The organism is Polaromonas potterensis, from assembly GCF_033446725.1.
Classification (GTDB): Bacteria; Pseudomonadota; Gammaproteobacteria; order Burkholderiales; family Burkholderiaceae_C; genus Polaromonas.
In genome coordinates, this window is sequence record NZ_JAWQLX010000004.1 from 66366 (window position 1) to 87159 (window position 20794).

14 protein-coding genes are annotated in these 20794 nt (G+C 63.0%); 3 read left to right on the forward strand and 11 right to left on the reverse strand.

Annotation, left to right across the window (positions count from 1 at the left end; all coding sequences use genetic code 11):
• Nucleotides 1-213 precede the first annotated feature (213 nt).
• A complete protein-coding gene (gene cphA / locus R6254_RS09140; protein WP_318406210.1) occupies nt 214-2808 on the reverse strand; it encodes a cyanophycin synthetase in 2595 nt (864 codons plus the stop codon).
• On the reverse strand, nt 2808-5018 hold the full coding sequence (locus tag R6254_RS09145) for a cyanophycin synthetase (protein ID WP_318406212.1): 2211 nt from the start codon (nt 5016-5018) through the stop codon (nt 2808-2810). Before R6254_RS09145 ends, cphA begins: the two co-directional genes overlap by 1 nt.
• 207 nt (nt 5019-5225) lie before the next feature.
• Here R6254_RS09145 and R6254_RS09150 point away from each other — a divergent pair, with 207 nt between their 5' ends.
• Together R6254_RS09150 and R6254_RS09155 are read left to right on the forward strand one after the other, a co-directional pair.
• Nucleotides 5226-7580 (forward strand): cyanophycin metabolism-associated ABC transporter, encoded by a 2355-nt coding sequence (locus R6254_RS09150; protein WP_318406214.1) that lies wholly within the window; start codon nt 5226-5228, stop codon nt 7578-7580.
• 10 nt (nt 7581-7590) lie between these two features.
• Nucleotides 7591-8085 carry a cyanophycin metabolism-associated DUF1854 family protein gene (locus tag R6254_RS09155; protein ID WP_318406215.1) on the forward strand — a complete coding sequence of 165 codons (495 nt, stop codon included), beginning with the start codon at nt 7591-7593 and terminating at the stop codon, nt 8083-8085.
• A 138-nt stretch (nt 8086-8223) separates the two neighbouring features.
• Here R6254_RS09155 and R6254_RS09160 read toward each other — a convergent pair whose 3' ends face one another.
• The 6 genes from R6254_RS09160 to gcl all read right to left on the reverse strand — a co-directional run bounded on the left by R6254_RS09160 (nt 8224) and on the right by gcl (nt 14866).
• The gene (locus R6254_RS09160) at nt 8224-8991 is read right to left on the reverse strand and encodes an ABC transporter permease (protein ID WP_318406217.1); all 768 of its coding nucleotides are present in this window, start codon (nt 8989-8991) and stop codon (nt 8224-8226) included.
• A 5-nt stretch (nt 8992-8996) separates the two neighbouring features.
• Complete coding sequence (locus R6254_RS09165) at nt 8997-9836, reverse strand: ABC transporter ATP-binding protein (RefSeq protein WP_318406218.1); 840 nt, start codon at nt 9834-9836, stop codon at nt 8997-8999.
• A 117-nt stretch (nt 9837-9953) separates the two neighbouring features.
• On the reverse strand, nt 9954-10991 hold the full coding sequence (locus R6254_RS09170; RefSeq protein WP_318406219.1) for an ABC transporter substrate-binding protein: 1038 nt from the start codon (nt 10989-10991) through the stop codon (nt 9954-9956).
• A gap of 378 nt (nt 10992-11369) precedes the next feature.
• Nucleotides 11370-12293, reverse strand: a complete 924-nt coding sequence (locus tag R6254_RS09175) for a 2-hydroxy-3-oxopropionate reductase (RefSeq protein WP_318406221.1) — start codon at nt 12291-12293, stop codon at nt 11370-11372.
• A complete protein-coding gene (gene hyi, locus R6254_RS09180; protein WP_318406222.1) occupies nt 12290-13069 on the reverse strand; it encodes a hydroxypyruvate isomerase in 780 nt (259 codons plus the stop codon). Before hyi ends, R6254_RS09175 begins: the two co-directional genes overlap by 4 nt.
• Before the next feature lie 9 nt (nt 13070-13078).
• A complete protein-coding gene (gene gcl, locus R6254_RS09185; protein WP_318406224.1) occupies nt 13079-14866 on the reverse strand; it encodes a glyoxylate carboligase in 1788 nt (595 codons plus the stop codon).
• Between the two features lie 108 nt (nt 14867-14974).
• On the opposite strand from gcl, the gene R6254_RS09190 reads away from it, so the two are divergent.
• Nucleotides 14975-15889 carry a LysR family transcriptional regulator gene (locus R6254_RS09190; protein ID WP_318406225.1) on the forward strand — a complete coding sequence of 305 codons (915 nt, stop codon included), beginning with the start codon at nt 14975-14977 and terminating at the stop codon, nt 15887-15889.
• A gap of 49 nt (nt 15890-15938) precedes the next feature.
• On the opposite strand, the gene R6254_RS09195 is transcribed toward R6254_RS09190, so the two are convergent.
• The 3 genes from R6254_RS09195 to uraD form a co-directional block, all read right to left on the reverse strand.
• On the reverse strand, nt 15939-17414 hold the full coding sequence (locus tag R6254_RS09195) for a nucleobase:cation symporter-2 family protein (RefSeq protein ID WP_318406227.1): 1476 nt from the start codon (nt 17412-17414) through the stop codon (nt 15939-15941).
• Between the two features lie 360 nt (nt 17415-17774).
• Nucleotides 17775-19016: a M20 family metallopeptidase gene (locus tag R6254_RS09200; RefSeq protein ID WP_318406228.1), complete on the reverse strand. Its 1242-nt coding sequence runs from the start codon at nt 19014-19016 to the stop codon at nt 17775-17777.
• Nucleotides 19009-20793, reverse strand: a complete 1785-nt coding sequence (uraD, locus tag R6254_RS09205; protein WP_318406229.1) for a 2-oxo-4-hydroxy-4-carboxy-5-ureidoimidazoline decarboxylase — start codon at nt 20791-20793, stop codon at nt 19009-19011. Before uraD ends, R6254_RS09200 begins: the two co-directional genes overlap by 8 nt.
• Nucleotide 20794: the final 1 nt, after the last annotated feature.

Genomic DNA, 20794 nt, shown 5'->3' on the forward strand with positions numbered 1-20794 from the left:
GCGCAGCCAGAAGGGGGTGGGCGCGGGAGCGAACGCGGGGAGACGAGGCCGCCATTCATGCACGCGAGCGCAGCACACGCGGCCAAATGAAGTCCCCCTCCATCGCCCAGCGGGGCGAGGGAGGGGTGAGGGGTGGGAGTGGGGAGTCAGTCCTACTGCCAGCGGCAAACTGCAAATGCAGCGTGATGCCGGCAAGTATTTGAATGCAAAGCCTCAGGCTGCAGCAACCTGCTTCACGTCCCGCGTTTCTTTCACACGCTCGGCCAGATGCGCCAGCGCTTCCTGCACCTGATCCACCAGGATCAGGCACAAGTCACCGGGCTGCAGGCGGGCCAGCGCTGTGTCGATAGCCAGAAACTCGCCGCGGATTTCGTCGATGTGGGTGGTGCGGCTGGCGTTGGCCAGGCCGTCGCGCAGCAGGGCCATGACCTCGCCGTCGGCGCGGCCACGTTGGGCGGCGTCCTGGTACAGCAAGACGTCGTCAAAGGCCTTGCCCAGGATCACGGTCTGGTCGCGGATGTCGCTGTCGCGCCGGTCGCCAGCGCCGCTGATCACCACGCTGCGGCGTTTGCCCGGCATCGCGTCCACGGCGGACACCAGAGCGCGCATCGCGTCCGGGTTGTGACCGTAGTCGGCAATCACGGTGGCGCCGCGGTAGTCCATCACGTTGAAGCGGCCCGGTGCATTGTGGGAGTCGCTGACAAAACTGGCGAGCCCGCTTTTGAGCGTGTCCCAGGTCACACCAACGGCCCAGGCGGCGGCCAGTGCGGCCATCACGTTTTCAATCTGGAATCCGATGCTGCCGTTGCGTGTCAGCGGGATGCTGTGCAGCGGCACACGTTCGCGCCAGGCGCCTTCGGCGGCGACCAGCGTGTTGCCGTCCACGTAGACCGTGCGTTTGCCCTGGGCACGGTGTGTGGCCATCAAGGGGTGGTGCCGGTCGGCGGCAAAAAAGATCACATGGCCCGGGCAGGTGGTCGCCATGGCGGCGACGATGGGGTCGGCGGCATTGAGCACCGCATAACCGGTGGGCGCGACGTTTTGCACAATCACGCGTTTAAGCACGGCCAGGTCTTCCACCGTGGTGATGTAGTTCAGGCCGAGATGGTCGCCGGTGCCGATGTTGGTGACGACGGCGACCTGGCAGCGATCAAAACCCAGGCCTTCGCGCAACACACCGCCGCGCGCCACTTCAAACACGGCAGCGTCGACGTCGGGGTGCGCCAGCACATTGCGCGCGCTTTTCGGGCCGCTGCAGTCACCGCTGTCGGTCTGTCGGCCATTGACGTACACGCCGTCGGTATTGGTCATGCCGCAGCGCAGACCGCTGGCCGTCAGCAGGTGCGAAATCAGGCGGGTGACCGTGGTTTTGCCATTGGTGCCGGTCACGGCCACCACGGGCACGCGGCCGTCGTCGCCCGGGGCAAACAACTCGTTGATCATGGCGCCACCGACGGCCTGGCCCTTGCCGTAGGACGGCGACAGGTGCATGCGCAGGCCGGGCGCGGCATTGACTTCCACCACGCCGCCGTTCTGGGCCTCCAGCGGACGCAGCACACTTTCGCAGACCACGTCCACGCCGCAGATGTGCAGGCCGACCATTTGCGCCGCGGCCACCGCGCGGGCGGCGACTTCGGGGTGCACGTCGCCGGTCACATCGGTGGCGGTGCCGCCTGTGCTCAGGTTGGCGTTGTTGCGCAGGATGACGCGGCGGCCACGCGCCGGAATCGATTCGGGCGTGAGTTCTTGTGCAAACAGGCGCGCCACGGCAATCTCATCAAACCGGATTTTGGTCAGCGAGGTGGCATGGCCTTCGCCGCGGCGCGGGTCCTGGTTGACGATTTCGACCAGTTCACGCACGGTGTGCAGGCCATCACCCAGCACCTGGGGTGGTTCGCGCCGCGAGGCGGCCACCAGCTTGTTGCCAACCACCAGCAGGCGGAAGTCGTTGCCGGGCAAGAATTTTTCGACCATCACGGTGCCGTGTTCGGCCGCTGCGCGAAAGGCGATGTCGAGGTGCTCACGCGTCACGATGTTGACGGTGACCCCTTTGCCCTGGTTGCCGTCCTGCGGCTTGAGCACCACCGGCAGGCCGATCTGCAGGGCGGCGGCCCAGGCTTCGTCGGCATCCGCGACCGGCTTGCCCATGGGCACCGGCACGCCAGCGGCGAGCAGCAGTTTTTTCGTCAAGTCCTTGTCCTGGGCGATGGACTCGGACACCGCGCTGGTGGCGTCCAGCTCGGCGGCCTGGATACGGCGCTGGCGGGAGCCCCAGCCGAACTGCACCAGGCTGCCCCGGGTCAGGCGTTTGTAGGGAATGCCGCGCGCGGTGGCCGCATCCACAATGGCGCCGGTGCTGGGACCCAGGCGCTCGTCTTCGTCCAGATCACGCAGTTGGGCGATGGCGGCATCGACATCGAAGCCGGTGTCGTTCAGCGCGGCATGCACCAGGGCCTGGGCCAGTTCCAGGGCCAGGCGGCCGACGGCTTCTTCGCTGTAGGCGACCACGGTCTGGTAAATGCCGTCTTCCAAGGTGGCCGAGGTCTGGCTGAAGGTGACCGGGCAACCGGCGTTGGCCTGCAGCGCCAGCGCGGCTGATTCCAGCACATGGGCCAGCGACACCGGGCCGGTGTAACCACCCGGGCGCAAAGCGCCTATGGCCGGGAACAGCGAGCGCACACGCGGCTCGAAGCCGGGCAGGGCAGCGATGGAACGTTCGGCCTCGGTGCAGGCAATGATGGCTTCGAGCGCCGTGTGGCGGCTCCAGAGGTTGGGACCGCGCAGGGCGCGGATGCGGGAGACTTTCATCAGCGGATCTTTCCGGGCTGGGTTGCGCTGGACTCAAAGGCTTCAATGCCGGCGCCAATCAGGTTGAGCGGAATGCCAAGCGCCCAGGCTGCCGCAATCGCGGCGAGCAGGCTGGCTTCGGCGGTGGGGGCGTGGCGGCCCTGCCAGATGGCGAGTTTGTCCAGGCCAGGCAAAAAGGCTTCGCTGCTGCCAGTGGCCAGCACGACCTGGTCCTGACGCACAAACACGGCGCGGCCGCCGCTGCCCAAGTGGGCGGTGATGGCGGAGAGGCTGGGGTCGGCAGCGTAAAAAATCACTTCGCCGTCACACAGGGCGGCCATCTTGACGATGGCCGGGTGGGCCGCGTTGAGCACGGCCACGCCGTCGGACAGCACCACATCGACCTGCGAACGCATGACCTTGTACATCGGCTCTTCGTCGAAGATGTCGAACTCGGCCAGTGTTTCGGCACCATCGAGGTCGGTGACCACGCCGACCTGGCAGCGGTCGTAGGCCAGGCCGGTGCGCAAAATCGTGTCGGCGCTGTTTTCAAACACGGCGGCCTGCACCGTGCGGTTGATCAGCAGGCGCTGGCCGGCTTCCCAATGGGTGCCATTGCTGGCGTCCAGGCAGCGGCCGTCGAGGAACAGGCCGTCGCGGCAGGCCAGGCCGGTGTGTTTGCCCGACAGCTGCAGCAGCCAGGCCACCAGGCGTGCAATATCGTGGGTGCCGGCCGAGCCGGCCACGCCGACCACCGGGATGCGGCCACTGTGGGCGCCGTCGGCCGCTTCGGGAAACAGGTGGTCGCAGATGGCGCGGCCGACCGGGCGCGGCGCACCTTCGGCCGGCTTGAGGTGCATCAGCAGGCCGGGGCCGGCATTGACTTCGACAATCGCGCCGCCCTGGGCGTGCAGCGGCTTGGAGATGTCCTGCGCCACCAGATCGATACCGGCGATGTCCAGACCGACCACACGGGCGGCCAGCGAAACGATGTGGTCCACGTCGGGGTGAACTTCGTCGGTGCAGTCGATGGACACATTGCCGTTGCGCTGGATCAGCACTTGGCGGCCCGCGGCAGGCACCGAGTCGGGGGCCAGGCCCTGACGCTGCAGTTCCAGCACGATGGCTTCCTCCTCCTCAAGCTTGATCAAGCTGAGGGGGAAATCTTCTTCGTAGCCGCGCCGCGGGTCGGTGTTGAGCTGGCTGTCGATCAGCTCCGCCACGGTGGAACGGCCGTCGCCGCGTATGGTCGCGGTCTGGCCGCGGGCGGCGGCGACCACGCGGCCACCAACCACCAGCAGGCGGTGTTCATGGCCGCGGATAAAACGCTCGACCATCACGTCGCTGCCTTGCGGGGCCGCGACATGGAAGGCGGCTTCGACTTCCTCGCGGGTGTTCAGGTCCATCGACACGCCCCGGCCGTGGTTGCCGTCTGAGGGTTTGACCACCACAGGCAGGCCGATTTCCTGGGCCGCTTCCCAGGCGGCTTCTGCCGTTTCAACAATTTCACCCTCGGGCACCGGGACGCCGCAGGAGGCGAGCAGGCTTTTGGTCAGGTCCTTGTCGCCGGCAATCCCTTCGGCGATGGCACTGGTGAACTCGGTTTCGGCGGTCCAGATGCGGCGCTGGCTGGCGCCGTAGCCCAGTTGCACCAGGTTGCCCTCGTTCAGACGGATGTGCGGGATGCGCCTGTCGGTGGCGGCGCCGACGATGGACGCGGTGCTGGGGCCGAGGTAACACTCGTCGACCTTGGCGCGCACGCGGCCGACGGCCACCTGCAGATCGCTGTCGCCATAAGCCTCGTTGTTGATCGCGGCCATCAGCAGGCGGTGGCCCTCGGCCAGGGCGCAGCGGGCGACCTGTTCGTCGCGGGCCCGAAAGACCATGCGGTAGACGCCGTGCTGCGAGGTGCTGCGGGTCTGGCCGAAGCCGGTGGGCATGCCGGCCAGGTTCAGCAGCTCGATGACCACATGCTCCAGCACATGGCCGGCCCAGGTGCCTTCCACCAGGCGCTGGATAAAACCGCCGCGCTCGCCAACGCCGCAGTGGTGCTCCATCAAGGCCGGCAGCAAGGCCACCAGGCGGTCGCTGAAGCCGGGCAGCAGGTTGGAGGGGAAGTCTTCCATAGGCCCCAGGTCCAGCCAGGTTTCCAGCACGGGCCGGTAAGTCCAGATGTTGGGGCCGCGCAGGTAGTTGATGCGCAGAAGCTTGATGTCGTCCTTTTTGCTCATGTTTTTCTGGATTCAGTCAACCGGCCAGGCCGGGGCGACGTTCTTTTCTGAGAGCGCCCCAAAGGGGCGTTTCTGGTTAATAAAGGCAGGTTTTCTGGTCCGGGCGCTGAATTAGGCATCAGCAGCCAGCCCGGCTTAGGCGAAAATCCCTGTTTCGGCCCTGAAAATTCTCAGGTTACCGGTATTTACGGCTTCCAATTCACAACAATGCAACATTCTCATCCGGTTGACGCCTCCTCCAGCGAGGTTGGCCAAGTGCAAACAGACTTGCGTGCACAACTCGCAGCCCATGAGAACGTTTTATGCACGGTGCTGGTTGACTTGGACCAGCAACTTCGGTTTTCCCGGGGCTGGCTGGCCCTGAGCGACCAACGTCTGCTGGCGCTGGACCCGCCAACCGGCCAGTGGCGGAGCTGGCCTTTGCACGGCACCGGACAGGCCAGCAGCGGCGCGTCGGCGCTATCCCTGCGCCATTTCGACCATGCCGGCGTCGGCACACTGGAGCTGCACCAGGGCGGCGAAAGGCTGGCCAGCTGGCGTTTTACGCTGGCCGTCAATGTGCAGGTGTTGCGGCTGCAGCGCCTGTTCGAGCAGCAAACTGCGCCGCGCGAGGCCGCCGGCGCGCTGTCGGGCGGCGATGAAACCGCCTTGTGCCCCTTGTGCGACGCCGTGTTGCCGCCGGACAGCGACGATTGCCCGGCCTGTGCGCGCGAGCTGCATACGGCGCCGTCCACCTGGGTGCTGCTGCGCCTGTGGCGTTTTGCCCGGCCTTACCGCGGACAGTTGCTCGCCGGGTTTTTACTGACGCTGGCCTCCACCGCCGCAACTCTGGTGCCGCCTTACCTGACCATTCCGCTGATCGACGACATCCTGATCCCCTTCCAGAACGGTCAGCAGATCGCGTCCGGGAAGGTGCTGGCGATTCTGGGCGCCTTGCTGGCCGCGGCGCTGGTCGGCTGGGCCCTGAACTGGGCGCGCACCTATTTGCTGGCGCTGGTGTCTGAACGGATAGGTGCCGACCTGCGGACCGCCACCTTTGACCACTTGCTGGAGTTGTCGCTGGATTATTTTGGCGGCAAACGCACGGGCGACCTGATGGCGCGTATCGGCTCGGAAACCGATCGCATCAACGTTTTCCTGTCCTTACATGCGCTGGACTTTGCGACCGACGTCTTGATGATTGTCATGACCGCGGCCATCCTGTTCTCGATCAACCCCTGGCTGGCGCTGGTGACCCTGCTGCCGCTGCCGTTTATTGCCTGGATGATTCACACCGTGCGCGACCGCCTGCGCACCGGTTTTGAAAAGATAGACCGGGTCTGGTCCGAAGTGACCAATGTGCTGGCCGACACCATTCCCGGCATCCGGGTGGTCAAGGCGTTTGCCCAGGAAAAGCGCGAAGCCCAGCGTTTTCGCGACGCCAACCGGCACAACCTGCTGGTCAACGACAAACTCAACAAGGTCTGGTCGCTGTTCACACCGACGGTCTCGCTGCTGACCGAAATCGGCCTGCTGGTGGTCTGGGCCTTTGGTATCTGGCTGGTGTCCAAGCAGCAGATCACGGTGGGGGTGCTGACGGCATTTATCGCCTACATCGGCCGTTTCTACACCCGGCTGGACTCCATGAGCCGGATTGTCTCGGTCACACAAAAGGCGGCGGCCGGCGCCAAGCGGATTTTCGACATCCTGGACCATGTCTCGAATGTTCCTGAGCCGGTCAACCCGGTGCCCATGGCGCCCATGCAGGGCCGCATCGAGATGACGGGCCTGGGTTTTCGTTATGGCAACCGCGCGGTGATACGCGGGCTGGATTTGTCCATCCGGCCGGGCGAAATGATAGGCCTGGTGGGCCACAGCGGCTCGGGCAAAAGCACGCTGGTCAACCTGATCTGCCGTTTTTACGACGTGACCGATGGCAGCATCAGCGTGGACGGCACCGACATCCGGCGATTCACCGTGGCCGACTACCGCCGCAACATCGGTCTGGTGCTGCAGGAGCCGTTTTTGTTCTTCGGCACGATTGCCGAAAACATCGCCTACGGCAAACCCGGCGCCAGCCGCACCGAAATTGTGGCTGCCGCCCGTGCCGCGCATGCACATGAGTTCATCCTGCGCCTGCCCCAGGGTTACGACTCGCTGGTGGGCGAGCGCGGCCAGGGCCTGTCGGGCGGCGAGCGCCAGCGTATCTCGATTGCGCGCGCGTTGCTGATCGACCCGCGCATCCTGATCCTCGACGAAGCCACCTCGTCGGTGGACACCGAGACCGAGAAAGAAATCCAGAAGGCGCTGGACAACCTGGTGCAGGGCCGCACCACCATTGCCATCGCGCACCGCCTGTCCACCCTGCGCAAGGCCGACCGCCTGGTGGTGATGGACCGCGGCCAGGTGGTCGAGGTCGGACCGCACGACGAATTGATGGCCAAACAGGGCGCTTACTGGCGGCTGTACGAGGCGCAGGCGCGCCAGGTCGACAGCGAAGGCAACCAGGACGCCGAAGAGGGCCGTATTGCACTGGCCACCTCGCAAGTCGCCCACACCGCCCAGCACACCGGCCATGTCTGAAGGACGCCGCATGACTTCCACTGAAACGACAAACAAGGCGCCCCCGGTTTTCCAACTGGCGCGCCAGGCCTCGGGCCGGCTGCTGCTGACGGACAGCGAGGGGGTGCAACACCCGGGCGTGGTGCCGGTGCGGGCTTTTCCGATTGCCGCGCCCGATGAAGGCATCTCCCTGGTGGGCAGCGAAGGCCATGAGCTGGTCTGGCTGGAGCGGCTGGACGGCTTGCCGCCGGCGCTGCGCGGCCTGCTCGAGGAAGAACTGGCGCTGCGCGATTTTGTGCCTGAAATCACGCGGCTCCAGAGTGTCTCCAGCTTTGGCACCCCCAGCACCTGGACCGTGGAAACCGACCGCGGCCTGACATCTTTTGTACTCAAGGGCGAGGAAGATATCCGCCGCCTGAGCCGCCAGTCGCTGCTGATCGCCGCCGGCCACGGCGTGCATTTCAGCGTGAAAGACATGGGCGCGCTGGACCGCGGCTCGCGGCGTCTGCTGGAGCGTTTTCTCTAGGGGCAAGCGCTGGGCGGCATCCGGCTGCTATTGATTTGGTAGCTTCTTGCGCCCGTGGAATAAGGGCTGAAGGCCGATTTCTTATAAGAAATCGGCCTTTTTGCTTCTGCAGCGCCGGTTGACCATCTAACGCGAGGTTTAGTCGCCCTGTGTGCCGCGGTGCGCCCAGGCGGTGGTGTGTTTTTCGATGTAGCTGAAGAGTTCGTACATGATCATGGCCATCGCACCAATCACCACCAGGCCGGCAAACGCCAGCGCCATGCGTTGCTGGGACCCGGCGCTGAGCATCAGGTAACCGATACCGGAATCGCCGGCGGTCATTTCGGCCAGCACCGTGCCGACAAAGGCCAGCGTGATCGCAATCTTGAGCGAGCCGTAGAAGTAGGGCATGGAGCGCGGCAGGCCGACTTTGATCAACACATCCCAGCGTTTCGCGCCCAACACGCGCAACACGTCTTCGAGTTCGGGCTCCAGGGTCGCCAGCCCGGTGGCCATGTTGACCGTGATCGGGAAAAACGAAATCAGGAAAGCCGTCAGGATACCGGGCCCGACACCGATGCCGAACCAGACGATCAGGATGGGCACAATCGCCGCCTTGGGCACGGCGTTGAAGGCCACCAGCAGCGGGTAGACCGCGGCATACGCCAGGCGCGAGGAGCCGACGAGAAAACCCAACATCACACCGACCACGATGGACAGGCCGAAACCGACCATGGTGACCCAGAAGGTTTTCCAGGCCGCTTGCGCGATCGGACCGGAAAACTCGGCCATGGACTCGGCAATTTTCAAAGGCGACGGGAAGATGTATTCCTCGATCTGGAACACCGAACACACCAGTTGCCACAAGGTCACGATGACCAGTAGCAACACAAACGGGGACCAGCGTTCAATCTGTTTTTTTGTCATGGGCATCACTTGGCCTCCAGGGCGGGCGCGGGTGTGCCTACCGTACGTATCGCACCGATGTGGCTGCGCAGTTCATGGACGATGTCACCGAAGGCCTGGGTGTAGGTGATCTCCAGGTCGCGCGGGCGCGGAAGGTCAATTTCCTTGCGCACCACAAAACGCCCGGGGCTTTTGCTCATGACATAGACCGTGTCGGCCAGGAACACCGACTCGCGCAAATCGTGCGTGACCAGGATGACGTTGAATTTCTGCTCGTTCCAGAGGTCGCGCAGAATGCACCACAACTCTTCACGCGTGAAGGCGTCCAGCGCGCCGAAAGGTTCGTCGAGCAACAGCATTTTGGGCTCGTGGATCAGCGCGCGGCAAATACTCACACGCTGCTGCATGCCGCCCGATAACTGCCAGGGGAACTTGTCCTCATAACCGCCCAGGCCGACTTTTTGCAGCAGCCGGCGCGCGCGTTCTTCGAACTCCTTGCGTCTGGACTTGAGCTGGCCGCGAAAGGGCTCGACGATTTCCAGTGGCAACAACACGTTGTCCACCGTGGTCCGCCAGGGCAACAAGGAGGGCGCCTGGAAGGCCATGCCCGAAATTTTCAGCGGGCCCGTGACCGGCTGGCCGTCGATCAGGATGCGGCCTCTCGACGGCATTTTCAGCCCGGTCGTGAGTTTCATGAAGGTTGATTTACCGCAACCCGAGGGCCCGACGATGGCGATGAATTCACCTTCGCGGACCTTCAGGTCGATGGCTTCGACCGCGAAGTGGTTTTGTGCGAGCAACTCGTCGTTGTAGGCCAGCCAGACATCGCGAAAGTCAACAAAATGGGCTTCTGGGTTTTCTTGCATTGTTTTTTTGCTTGTCCTGATGTGCGCAAGGCAAAGGCCAGCCTGTCTCTTGAACAAGCTGGCCCTGCCCGGGTCTGCCGCGCGCTGGTACCGTGAGGCCGGCGCGCGGTGAGTGGCTTATCTCTTCGCGGCGGGCAACACGTTCAGTTCTGCGGCGCTGGGCAGGAAAGAACCATTCCACACGGCGTCGGCGTTGACGCGGGTCTTGGTGTTGAAAGCGTCGGACACTTGCGACGCCATCAAGGTCAGGCGCGGGCCCTTGACCTGGCCGAAACCTTCGGCGCGTGCATCCGGGCTGTTGATCACGGTGTCAATGGCCAGTTGCAGGCGGCGTGTTTCCAGCTTGGTGTCGATGATGCCGTCCCTGGCTTTCACGTCGACAATGGCGGCAGCGGGATTGGCAATCACATCTTTCACACCCTTGGTGAAGGCCTGCAGGAAGGCGCGGATCGCGGCCGGATTTTCCTTGATCAGTTTCGGCGTGGCGATGATCACGTTGCCGTACAGCTTCACGCCGTTGTCGGCATAGGGCAGGACCACGATGTCGGCGGTTTTCACGCCGCGGGCTTCGATGTTGAGCAGCGAGGTGAAGGTGAAACCGGTGATGGCATCGACGTCACCGCGGGCCAGCATGGTTTCGCGCAGGGGAGGGTCCATGGCGGTCCATTGCACATTCGTGATGTTGTTGGCCTTGGCAAAAATCGGGAAAGCGCGGCGGCCGGCGTCGAACACCGGGGCGCCGAATTTTTTGCCGCTGAGGTCGGCCACGGTTTTGATGCCGGATTTTTTCAACACCATCACCGAGGCCGGCGTGTTGTTGTAGACCATCATCACGGCGACCGGCTTGTTGGCGGCGTCCGGGTTGTTGGCATGAAACTCCATCAGTGCGGCGAGATCGGCAAAACCCATGTCGTAGCTGCCCGAGGCCACACGTGTGACGGCACCGCCCGAACCGTTGCCGGCATCAATCGTGACGTCGAGTTTGGCGTCCTTGAAATAACCCTTGGCGGCCGGCGTGACAAACAGCGCGGCCGGGCCTTCAAAACGCCAGTCCAGCTGAAATTTGATGGGTGTGTTTTGTGCGTAGGCACTGCCGCAAACGGCGACGGCGCCTGCCAGTGCGACCAGGGTCTTGATGAAAACTCGTTTTGTCATGGGTGCTCCAGATAGAAAATTGTTAGCTGGTCCTGCTAAGCAAAAACGATGCCCGGCCTTTCTGGCGGCGTCATTTGCGAGCCTTATTCTGGGGCAAATCCGGTGAAAAATCGGGCAGACGGCCTCCGTGAATACCCCCGAAATGGGGCGAACCTGGGTGGCTTGGCGAGCGCCAGCGCTTTCATCCACCATGACAAGCCGGTGATGAGGGATGAATCGGATGGCCAATACGACCTTCTTTGCAGGCGTGTGCCTTCATTTCGGTGCCGGGCAATCCCACGTGAAATGTAAGGGTCACCACGCTGTTAATGATCACTCGCGCGGCCTGATGCGTCTGAAAATCAAGCAGGGCCGTATCGCCCTGCAGGCCTTGGGACTCTAGTCCGGCGCCACCGGGTGACTGGCCATGGCTTCCAGCGCCTTGACCAGGGCCGAATGATCGGCCTGACCATGACCCAGTGCTACACATGACTGCATCAGCTGCGCCGCCATGGCGGTCTGCGGCAAGGCCACGCCCAGACTGCGTGCGCTTTGCAGTGCCAGGTTCAAATCCTTTTGGTGCAATGCCATCCGAAAGCCCGGCTGGAAGCTACGTTTGATCATGCGTTCGCCGTGCACCTCAAGAATGCGCGAGGACGCAAAACCACCCATCAGCGCAGCGCGCACCCGGGCCGGATCGGCGCCGGCTTTGGATGCAAAGACCAGCGCTTCCCCTACGGCGGCAATGTTCAGGGCCACGATGATCTGGTTCGCCACCTTGCAGATTTGTCCGTCGCCTATGCCGCCCACCCGGGTGATGTTCTTGCCCATCAGCTCGAACAGCGGCTTGATACGTTGAAACGTACTTTCCTCGGCACCGACCATGATGGTCAGGCTGCCCGCCTTGGCGCCCACTTCACCGCCCGACACCGGCGCATCCAGGTAGTCACAGCCCAGCGCCTTGATTTTTTCGGCAAAGGCCTTGGTGGCAATAGGATCGATGGAGCTGCAGTCGACCACCGTTTTGCGTCGGTCTGCAGGGGCGTTCTCCAAGCCTTTGAGTCCTTTCGCGACACCGTTCTCGCCGAATAACACCTTCTCCACATCGGGCGTGTCGGGCAGCATCAGGAAGATGATGTCGGCGCGTTCGGCCACGCCCTGGGCCGTGGTGCACAGGGTGGCGCCGTTGTCGACCAGGTGTGCCGCGACCTTGCTGCGCGTGTGCAGGAACAAGATGTGGCCGGCCTGGAGCAGATGGCCGGCCATGGGCACACCCATGACGCCCAGTCCGATGAAGCCGAGTTTGAGTCCGGACTTTGTCATGCCGATACCCCGGCCATCCAGCCCAACCCTTCGGAGGTGTTTGTTTTGGGTTTGTATTCGCAGCCTATCCAGCCGCGATAGCCAGCGGCATCGATGTGTTTGAACAGCCAGGCGTAGTTGATCTCACCGGTTCCCGGCTCGTGGCGCCCCGGGTTGTCAGCCAGCTGGATGTGGGCGATCCGTGTCAGGTGTTTGGTTATGGTGCTGGCCAGCTCGCCCTCCATGCGTTGTGCGTGGTAGATGTCGTATTGCAGGAAGAGGTTGGAGGAACCCACTTCGTCCAGGATGGCCAGGGCCTGGTCGGTGCGTGTGAGGAAAAATCCGGGAATGTCGAAACTGTTGATAGGCTCGATCAGCAGCCGGATGCCCGCTGCTTCCAGCGCGGATGCGGCAAACCGCAGGTTGGCCACCAGGGTGGCGTGGGCTTGCTCCCTGCTCACCCCCGATGGCACCTTGCCGGCCAGGCAATTGAGTTGCGGGCAAGCCAGGGTTTTGGCGTAGTCAATGGCGCGGGACACGCCTTCGCGGAACTCGGCCACCCGTTCGGAGTGGCAGGCAATGCCACGTTCACCGGCGGCCCAGTCACCGGCGGGCAGGTTGTGCAACACCTGCTTTAATCCGTTGACTTTCAAAGCGGCACTGAGACTTTCCTTGCTGTAGTCATAGGGGAACAGGTATTCCACGGCCTCAAAGCCGGCGGCGCGAGCTGCTTTGAAACGCTCCATGAAGGGAAGCTCGGTAAAAAGCATGCTGAGGTTGGCGGCAAATTTTGGCATCAATTTTTCCTAGTCAAGCATGGCGGCCACGGCGGTGGGCGCATCGTCGCGGCTGGTGGCCAGGTCTTCGAACTCGGTGATGTTGTCGATTTCAGTGCCCATGGCGATGTTGGTCACACGCTCCAGGATCACTTCGATCACCACCGGCACCTGGAACTCCTTCATCCAGGCTTCGGCCTGCTGGATGGCTGGGGCCAGTTCTTCCTGCCGGTGCACACGAATAGCCTTGCAGCCCAGGCCTTCGACGACTTTGAGGTGGTCCACGCCATAGGCCCGGACCGGTTCATCCTGCTCGGTGTTGATGTTGTCAAAACCCAGTTGTACGCAGTAGTCCATCTCGAAACCGCGTTGCGCCTGGCGAATCAGGCCCAGGTAGGAGTTGTTCACCACCATGTGGATGTAGGGCAGTTTGAATTGCGCGCCCACGGCCAGCTCTTCAATCATGAACTGGAAGTCGTAGTCGCCCGACAGCGCCACGATCTTGCGGGTCGGATCGGCGGCACGCACGCCGAGTGCCGCCGGGATGGTCCAGCCCAGGGGGCCGGCCTGGCCGCAATTGATCCAGTGGCGCGGCTTGTAGACATGCAAAAACTGCGCGCCGGCGATCTGCGACAGGCCTATGGTGCTGATGTAACAGACGTCTTCGCCAAAAGCGCGGGTCATGCATTGGTACACACGTTGCGGCTTCATGGGCACACTGTCGTAGTTGGTCTTGCGCAGCAGGGTGCCTTTGCGGTAACGGCAGGCGGAGGCCCACTCGCCGCGGTCTTTCAACTTGCCTTTCTCAGCCCATTCCGTGGCCACCTGCACGAACAGTTCCAGCGCGGCCTTGGCATCCGACACAATGCCGAAGTCAGGCGAAAAAACGCGGCCAATTTGTGTCGGCTCGATGTCCACGTGGACAAACTTTCGGCCCTTGGTATAAACATCGACCGAGCCGGTGTGGCGATTCGCCCAGCGATTGCCGATGCCGATCACGAAGTCCGAGGCCAGCAGGGTGGCGTTGCCGTAACGGTGGCTGGTTTGCAGGCCGCACATGCCGGCCATCAGCGGGTGGCTGTCCGGAATGCAGCCCCAGCCCATGAGGGTCGGGATGACTGGGATACCGGTGATCTCGGCAAACTGCACCAGCAGCTCGGAGGCGTCGGCGTTGATGATGCCGCCACCAGCCACGATCAGCGGTTTTTCAGCGGCGTTGAGCATGGTCAGCGCTTTTTCGATCTGGGCGCGTGTTGCAGCGGGTTTGTACACCGGCAGCGGCGAATAGGTGTCAATGTCGAATTCGATCTCGCCCATCTGCACGTCGAAGGGCAGGTCGATCAGCACAGGGCCTGGCCGGCCCGAGCGCATCACATGAAAGGCCTGCTGGAACACGCGTGGCACCAGGGCGGGTTCGCGCACCGTGACCGACCATTTGGTCACGGGTTTGGAAATGGACTCGATGTCCACCGCCTGAAAGTCTTCCTTGTGCAGACGTGCGCGGGGCGCCTGACCGGTGATGCATAAAATCGGAATCGAGTCGGCCTGCGCCGAATACAGGCCGGTGATCATGTCGGTGCCGGCCGGTCCCGACGTGCCTATACACACACCGATGTTGCCGGCTGCAGCACGGGTGTAACCCTCGGCCATGTGTGATGCGCCTTCCACGTGGCGGGCCAGGATATGGCTGATCGTGCCCTGCTTGCGCAACGCCGAATACAGCGGGTTGATGGCTGCACCGGGAATGCCGAATGCCTGCGTCACACCCTCTTTTTCCATCACCCAAACTGCGGCCTGGGCGGCTGTCATTTTTGCCATGTCATCTCCTGTAGATGGGTTGACTGTAGGCAGGCGGGTGGTATTGCAGAAGACGGGGCAGGACCATAAAACCTATTCCCCCATGGAATAAGTGACTATCATCGGCGCATGGATCGCTTACAGGTCATGCACATGTTTGTTCGGGTGGTGGAAACCGGCAGCTTCTCGAAAGCCGCGCGGGAGTTCGCCACCACGCAGCCCACGGTCTCCAAGCAGATCGCGGCCACCGAGGAGCGCCTGAACGTGCGGTTGCTCAACCGCAACACCCGCGGCGTCAGCCTGACGGAATCGGGCGCTTTGTATTACGAAAAGTGCAAGATCATCGTGCGTGAAACCGAGGAGGCCGACAACATCGTGCGGCTGGGCCAGAGCCAGGCTCAGGGCATGTTGCGCATTGGCACCTCGGTGGCGTTTGGGCGGCGTGTCATCGTGCCGCTGGCGCTGGACTTCATGCAGCAACACCCGCAGGTGCAGCTGGACTTGAGCTTCGAGGACCGCTACACCGACCTGGTTTCGCAAGGCCTGGACCTGGCCGTACGTATGGGAAAACTGGCCGACTCAACGCTAGGCGCGCGTTATCTGGGCATGAACCCCTGGGTGATGGTTGCGGCGCCGCGTTACCTGAAGAAACAGGGCACGCCGAAAAAGCCCAAGGATCTGAGCAGCCATGCCGCGCTGATTTACAGCAGCGTGCTGGGCGACGATGTCTGGCGGCTGCTTTCGCCCAAAGGTGAGCCGGTGACCGTGCCGGTGGCGGGCCGTCTGCGCTCCAATAATTTGTCGGCCGTCTTGGCAGCTGCGCGCGGCGGTCTGGGGATTGCCGCCATGCCGCGTTACGTCGCGGCCGATTCCTTGGCCTCCGGCCATGTGCTGGAAGTGCTCAAGGGCTACAGCCTGCCCGAGCAGGAAATCCATGCCGTGTTCCCCTCGCCCAAACGGGTGTCCGGCAAGGTCCAGGCCTTTGTCGCTTACCTGCAGGGGCGGTTTGGCGAACGTTGGTGGGAAACCTTGCCCAAGGCCTGAATCCGCACCTTATTCGACAAACCGAGCTTGCCGTTGGTGCGTGGCGGCTTCAATGGGCCTCGGCCTGCCGGGCCGCCTGGATGGCAGCTACCGTGTCTTCCTTCGCACCGTTGAAAAACAGATTGAGAGCCACCGCGCTGATCGACGCGAGCAGAATGCCCGACTCGATCAGCGGGTGCAGGCCATGCGGCATCCATTGTTTGAAGTTGGGGGCGATCAGCGGGATCATGCCTATGCCTATGGAAATCGCCACGATCAAGGCATTGAAGCGGTTGGTCTTGAAGTCCACACCCGCAAGGATACGAATGCCGGTGGCTGCCACCATGCCGAACATCACCAGGCCGGCGCCGCCCAGCACCACGGTGGGCAGCGACTCGATCAGCGCCGCCATCTTGGGCAGCACGCCCAGCACAATCAGGATGATGCCGCCGGCCACGCAGACAAAACGGCTGCGCACGCCGGTCACCGCGACCAGTCCGACGTTTTGGGAAAAGCTGGTGTAGGGGAAGGTGTTGAAGATGCCGCCTATCAGCGTGCCCAGGCCGTCGGTGCGCAGGCCACGTGCCAGATCGGGCTGGCCGACCTTGCGATCCGTCATTTCGCCAAGCGCCAGAAACATGCCGGTGGATTCGATCATCACGACAATCATCACCAGCGTCATGGTCAGGATCAGAATCGGGTCAAACACCGGCAGGCCGAACTGAAAGGGCAACACCACATCCACCCAGGCGGCCTTGCCGACCTTGTCGAAGTTCATGAGCCCCAGCGCCGCGGCCGCTACCGCCCCCACCACAATGCCCAGCAAGACCGAGATGTTGGCGATAAAGCCTTTGGCGTATTTGGCGATCAGCAGGATGGACACCAGCACCAGGGCGGCGATGCCCACGCCGGTCAGGTCGGCGTACTTCGGATTCGGCACGGTGGGCGAAATGCTCAAGCCTTTGGGTATGTTTGGTAATGCGGAGCCAGGCGAGGTGACGTCGGCCAGCCATTTGAGATGGGCTGGATCAACGATGCTGGGTGCGGTTGGACCCACCGGGTTGCCGAAAATCCAGTTGATACCGATGCGCATGAGGCTGATGCCGATGACCGCGATGATGGTGCCCGTGACCACCGGCGGGAAGAAGCGCAACATGCGGCTGACCATGGGTGCGATCAGGATGGAGATCACGCCGGCACCGATGATGGCGCCAAAAATAAGCTGGGCGCCTGGCGCGCCCGGATTGGCATTGGCCATGGCGACCATGGGTGCCACCGATGCAAAGGTCACGCCCATCATCACCGGCAGACGAATGCCGAACCATTGGGTGGCGCCCAGTGCCTGGATCAAGGTCACGATCCCGCAGCAAAACAGGTCGGCCGAGATCAGCATGGCCACCTGCTCGGGGCTGAGCTTCAGGGCGCGGCCGACGATCAGCGGCACGGCCACGGCACCGGCATACATCACCAGCACATGTTGCAGACCAAGCGCTGTGAGTTTGCCGGCGGGCAGTCTTTCGTCGACCGGGTGAACCGAAGAAGTCATGGGTGTCTCCTGTTGTGCACGTTAATGTGCACCAAACTGTATACAATTCAGTGGAGGCCCTGTATCGCGGAAAACCCGGGGTTTGCTTGACCTTCGGTTGTGTCAGTTTTGACTGTGATGAGGGTAATGGCAGCCTGGTCGCCCGTGGCGGAAAATGGGGCGGGCAGTCCACCTGCTGGTCAATGAGCCGTGGGTGCCCCGGATCAGGTCCGGGGCAGGCTCCTCGAGTCCGGCATGACAGGTTGATGGGCTGTCATTGCGGGCCTGGCCCGCAATCCATGCCGCGCTGACCTGCAAACCTGCGTCACGCCACGATGGATCCCGGATCAAGTCCGGGATGACAAACCGGGGCGAGCCGCTTTACTGAACGCTGGGCGCCTGGCCCAGCAGTTCAAGCAGTGTGCGTGCGACCACCTTGGTGGCGCGGCGCAAGTCTTCCAGGACCAGGTGTTCGTCGGCGCGTTTGGCGTTGGACTCCAGCACCGTGCGTGGCCCGGCGCCGTAAATCACGCCCGGGATACCGGCTTCGGCATACAGGCGCACATCGGTGTACAGCGGTGTGCCCATGGCCGGGATCGGTTCGCCGAACACGGCCTCACCGTGTTTCTGGATGGCATCGACCAGCGGCTGGTTGCCGGGCTGGGGCTTGAGCGCATTGGCCAGCAGCAGGCGTTTGATCTCGACGCGAACGCCAGGGCATTCCTTGGCAGCATCGGCAATCACCTTGCGGATTTCGCGTTCGACTTCCGCCGGTTTTTCTTCCGGAATCATGCGGCGGTCGAGCTGGAAGCTCACCTTGCCCGGCACCACGTTGGTGTTGGTGCCGCCTTCGATGCGACCAACGTTCAGGTAAGGGTGGTTGATGCCTTCGACCTCGGACGTGATGTCCTGGTACAGCACATTTTGTGCATACAGCGCATTGAGGATGTGCACCGCCGCCTGCAGGGCGTCAACGCCGGTGTCGGGAATGGCGGCATGCGCCATCTTGCCGTGCACGGTCACGGCCATTTGCAGGCAACCGTTGTGGGCGGTGACCACCTCGTAGCTGAAACCCGCGGCGATCAACAGGTCGGGTTGGGTGAGTTTGTGCTTGAGCAGCCAGCCCGGCCCCATCTCGCCGCCGAACTCTTCGTCGTAGGTGAAATGTAATTCCACCTTGCCGTATAGCGGCACACCCAGCGACTCAAGCGCCCGCACCGCAAAGGTGAAGGTTGCAAAATCCGACTTGCTGACCGCGGCTGCACGGCCGTAGATCTTGCCGTCTTCGACCTTGCCGCCAAACGGGTCCTGGGTCCAACCTTCACCGGGGGGCACCACGTCGCCGTGGGCGTTGAGCGCGATGGTTTTGCCTTCGCCATAAGGGCGGCGCACGATCAGGTTGGTCAGGGACTCCAGGCCGTAGGCTTTGACCTCAACCGGTGGGACCTTGTGTTTTTCCGCTTCAAAGCCGAAGGCCTTGAGCAGTTCGGCCGTGCGTTCGGCATGCGGCGCGTTGTTGCCGGGCGGGGTGGGTGTCGGGACACGAATCAGTTCCTGCAGGAAGCGCACTTCCTCGTCGAAGTGGGCGTCCACCCAGGCGTCAAGCTTGTCGTGATCAGTCATGGATTGTTTCCGCGAGTTGGTTCAGGAGGTGCTGGAAAGCCTGAACCGCGAGTTCGATGTCGTCGCTGGTGGTGCTTTCCAGCGGGTTGTGGCTGATGCCCGAATTCTGGCCGCGAACAAACAACATGGCTTGCGGCATCACTTCATGGAGTTTCATCGCGTCGTGGCCGGCGCCGCTGGGCATGCGGTAGAGCGGAACCCCCAGGCTATCGACCGCGTTTTCCCAATATTGCTGCCAGCCGGGGGCGCTGGGTGCGGCGGCCGCACGCATGGTTTCCTCGGCCGTGTGGTAAACACCGCGGCGTTCGCAGATGGCGGCGAGTTCGGCCAGCACATCCTGGACCAGGGCATCACGCTGCGAATTGGTGGGCGCGCGCAAATCCAGCGTGAACTGGCAGCGCCCCGGCACCACGTTAATGGAGCCGCCGGGCACGGTCCAGATGCCGATGGTGCCAACCGAGTCGCCATCACGCGCTGCGCGTTGTTCCACATACAGTGCGAGTTCCGCCACGGCCACGGCGGCATCGCGGCGCCGGTCCATGGGTGTGGTGCCGGCATGGCTGGCCATGCCCGTGACTTCACACATATAACGCACACCGCCATTGATCGAGGTCACGATGCCGAGTGGGATGTCGAGTTCGTTGAGCACGGGTCCTTGTTCGATGTGGACCTCGACAAAACCGAGGTAATCGGCCGGCTTGCGCTGCAACTGGCCAATGGCCTCCAGCGTGGCCGGCAGGCCGGCGTGTTGCATGGCTTCGCGCATGCTCACGCCGTCGGTATCTTTCTGGTCCAGCCAGACGGGGTTGAACTGGCCGATCAAGGCGCCAGAGCCCAGAAAGGTCGCCTTGTAACGCTGGCCTTCTTCTTCGGCAAAAGCAATCACTTCAAAGTCGAAAGGTAGGCGTTTTTTCTGGCGCGAAAGTTCAGCCACACAGGCGATAGGCGTGAAAAAACCAAGCCGGCCGTCGTATTTTCCGCCGTTGCGCACGGTGTCGTAATGCGAGCCGGTCATCAGGATTTTGGCGCCGGGCTGCGCCGCTTTGTAACGCCCAACCACGTTACCGACCGCGTCGATGAACACCTCATCAAAGCCGCTGTCCTGCATGGTCTGCTTAATCTGCTGGGCGGCGGCACGGTGTGCATCGGTCAGGTAGGTCACCGTGAGCTGGCCTTTTTCCAGGTAACCCGGGTCGCTGAAGGCGCTGAGTTTTTCCTGCCAGTCCCAGACCTGGTTGCCCAGGTGCGGCTCCATGCCGAACTTGTCGTTGAGTCTGAGCTCCACGATGCGGTAGATGTTGCGCAGGGCTTCTGCCAGTTCAAAGTCAGGGTGGTTGGCCAGGCGCCGCTCAAAGGTGGCAATGATTTCTTGCTTGGACAGACCGGCGCCGCGCGGGCCACGCACCGCCAGAATGAAGGGAAAACCGAATTTGGCCTTGTAGCTGGTGTTGAGCGCCTGGAGCTTGACCAACTCTTCAGCCGAGCAATGGGTCAGGCCCGCCTTGTTTTGCTCATTCGTCGACTCCGTCGTCAAGGTGTTGTCGACCATGGCTTTGCCGGCGAGTTCGGGGTGGGCGCAGATCAGCGCGAGCTGGGCTTCGCGGCCGGCGTCATGAACCAGACGCGCCATCAGGTGTTTGAGCTGCGGCAGCGAGCGGAACGGCCGTTGCACCAGGGCGGCGGCGGCGATCCAGGGAGAGTGTTCATACAGGCCGTCCAGCCAGGCCGTGGCCTCGGGAAGGGCGGCGGTGTTCAGTTGTTCCAGGGTCAGTGTCATG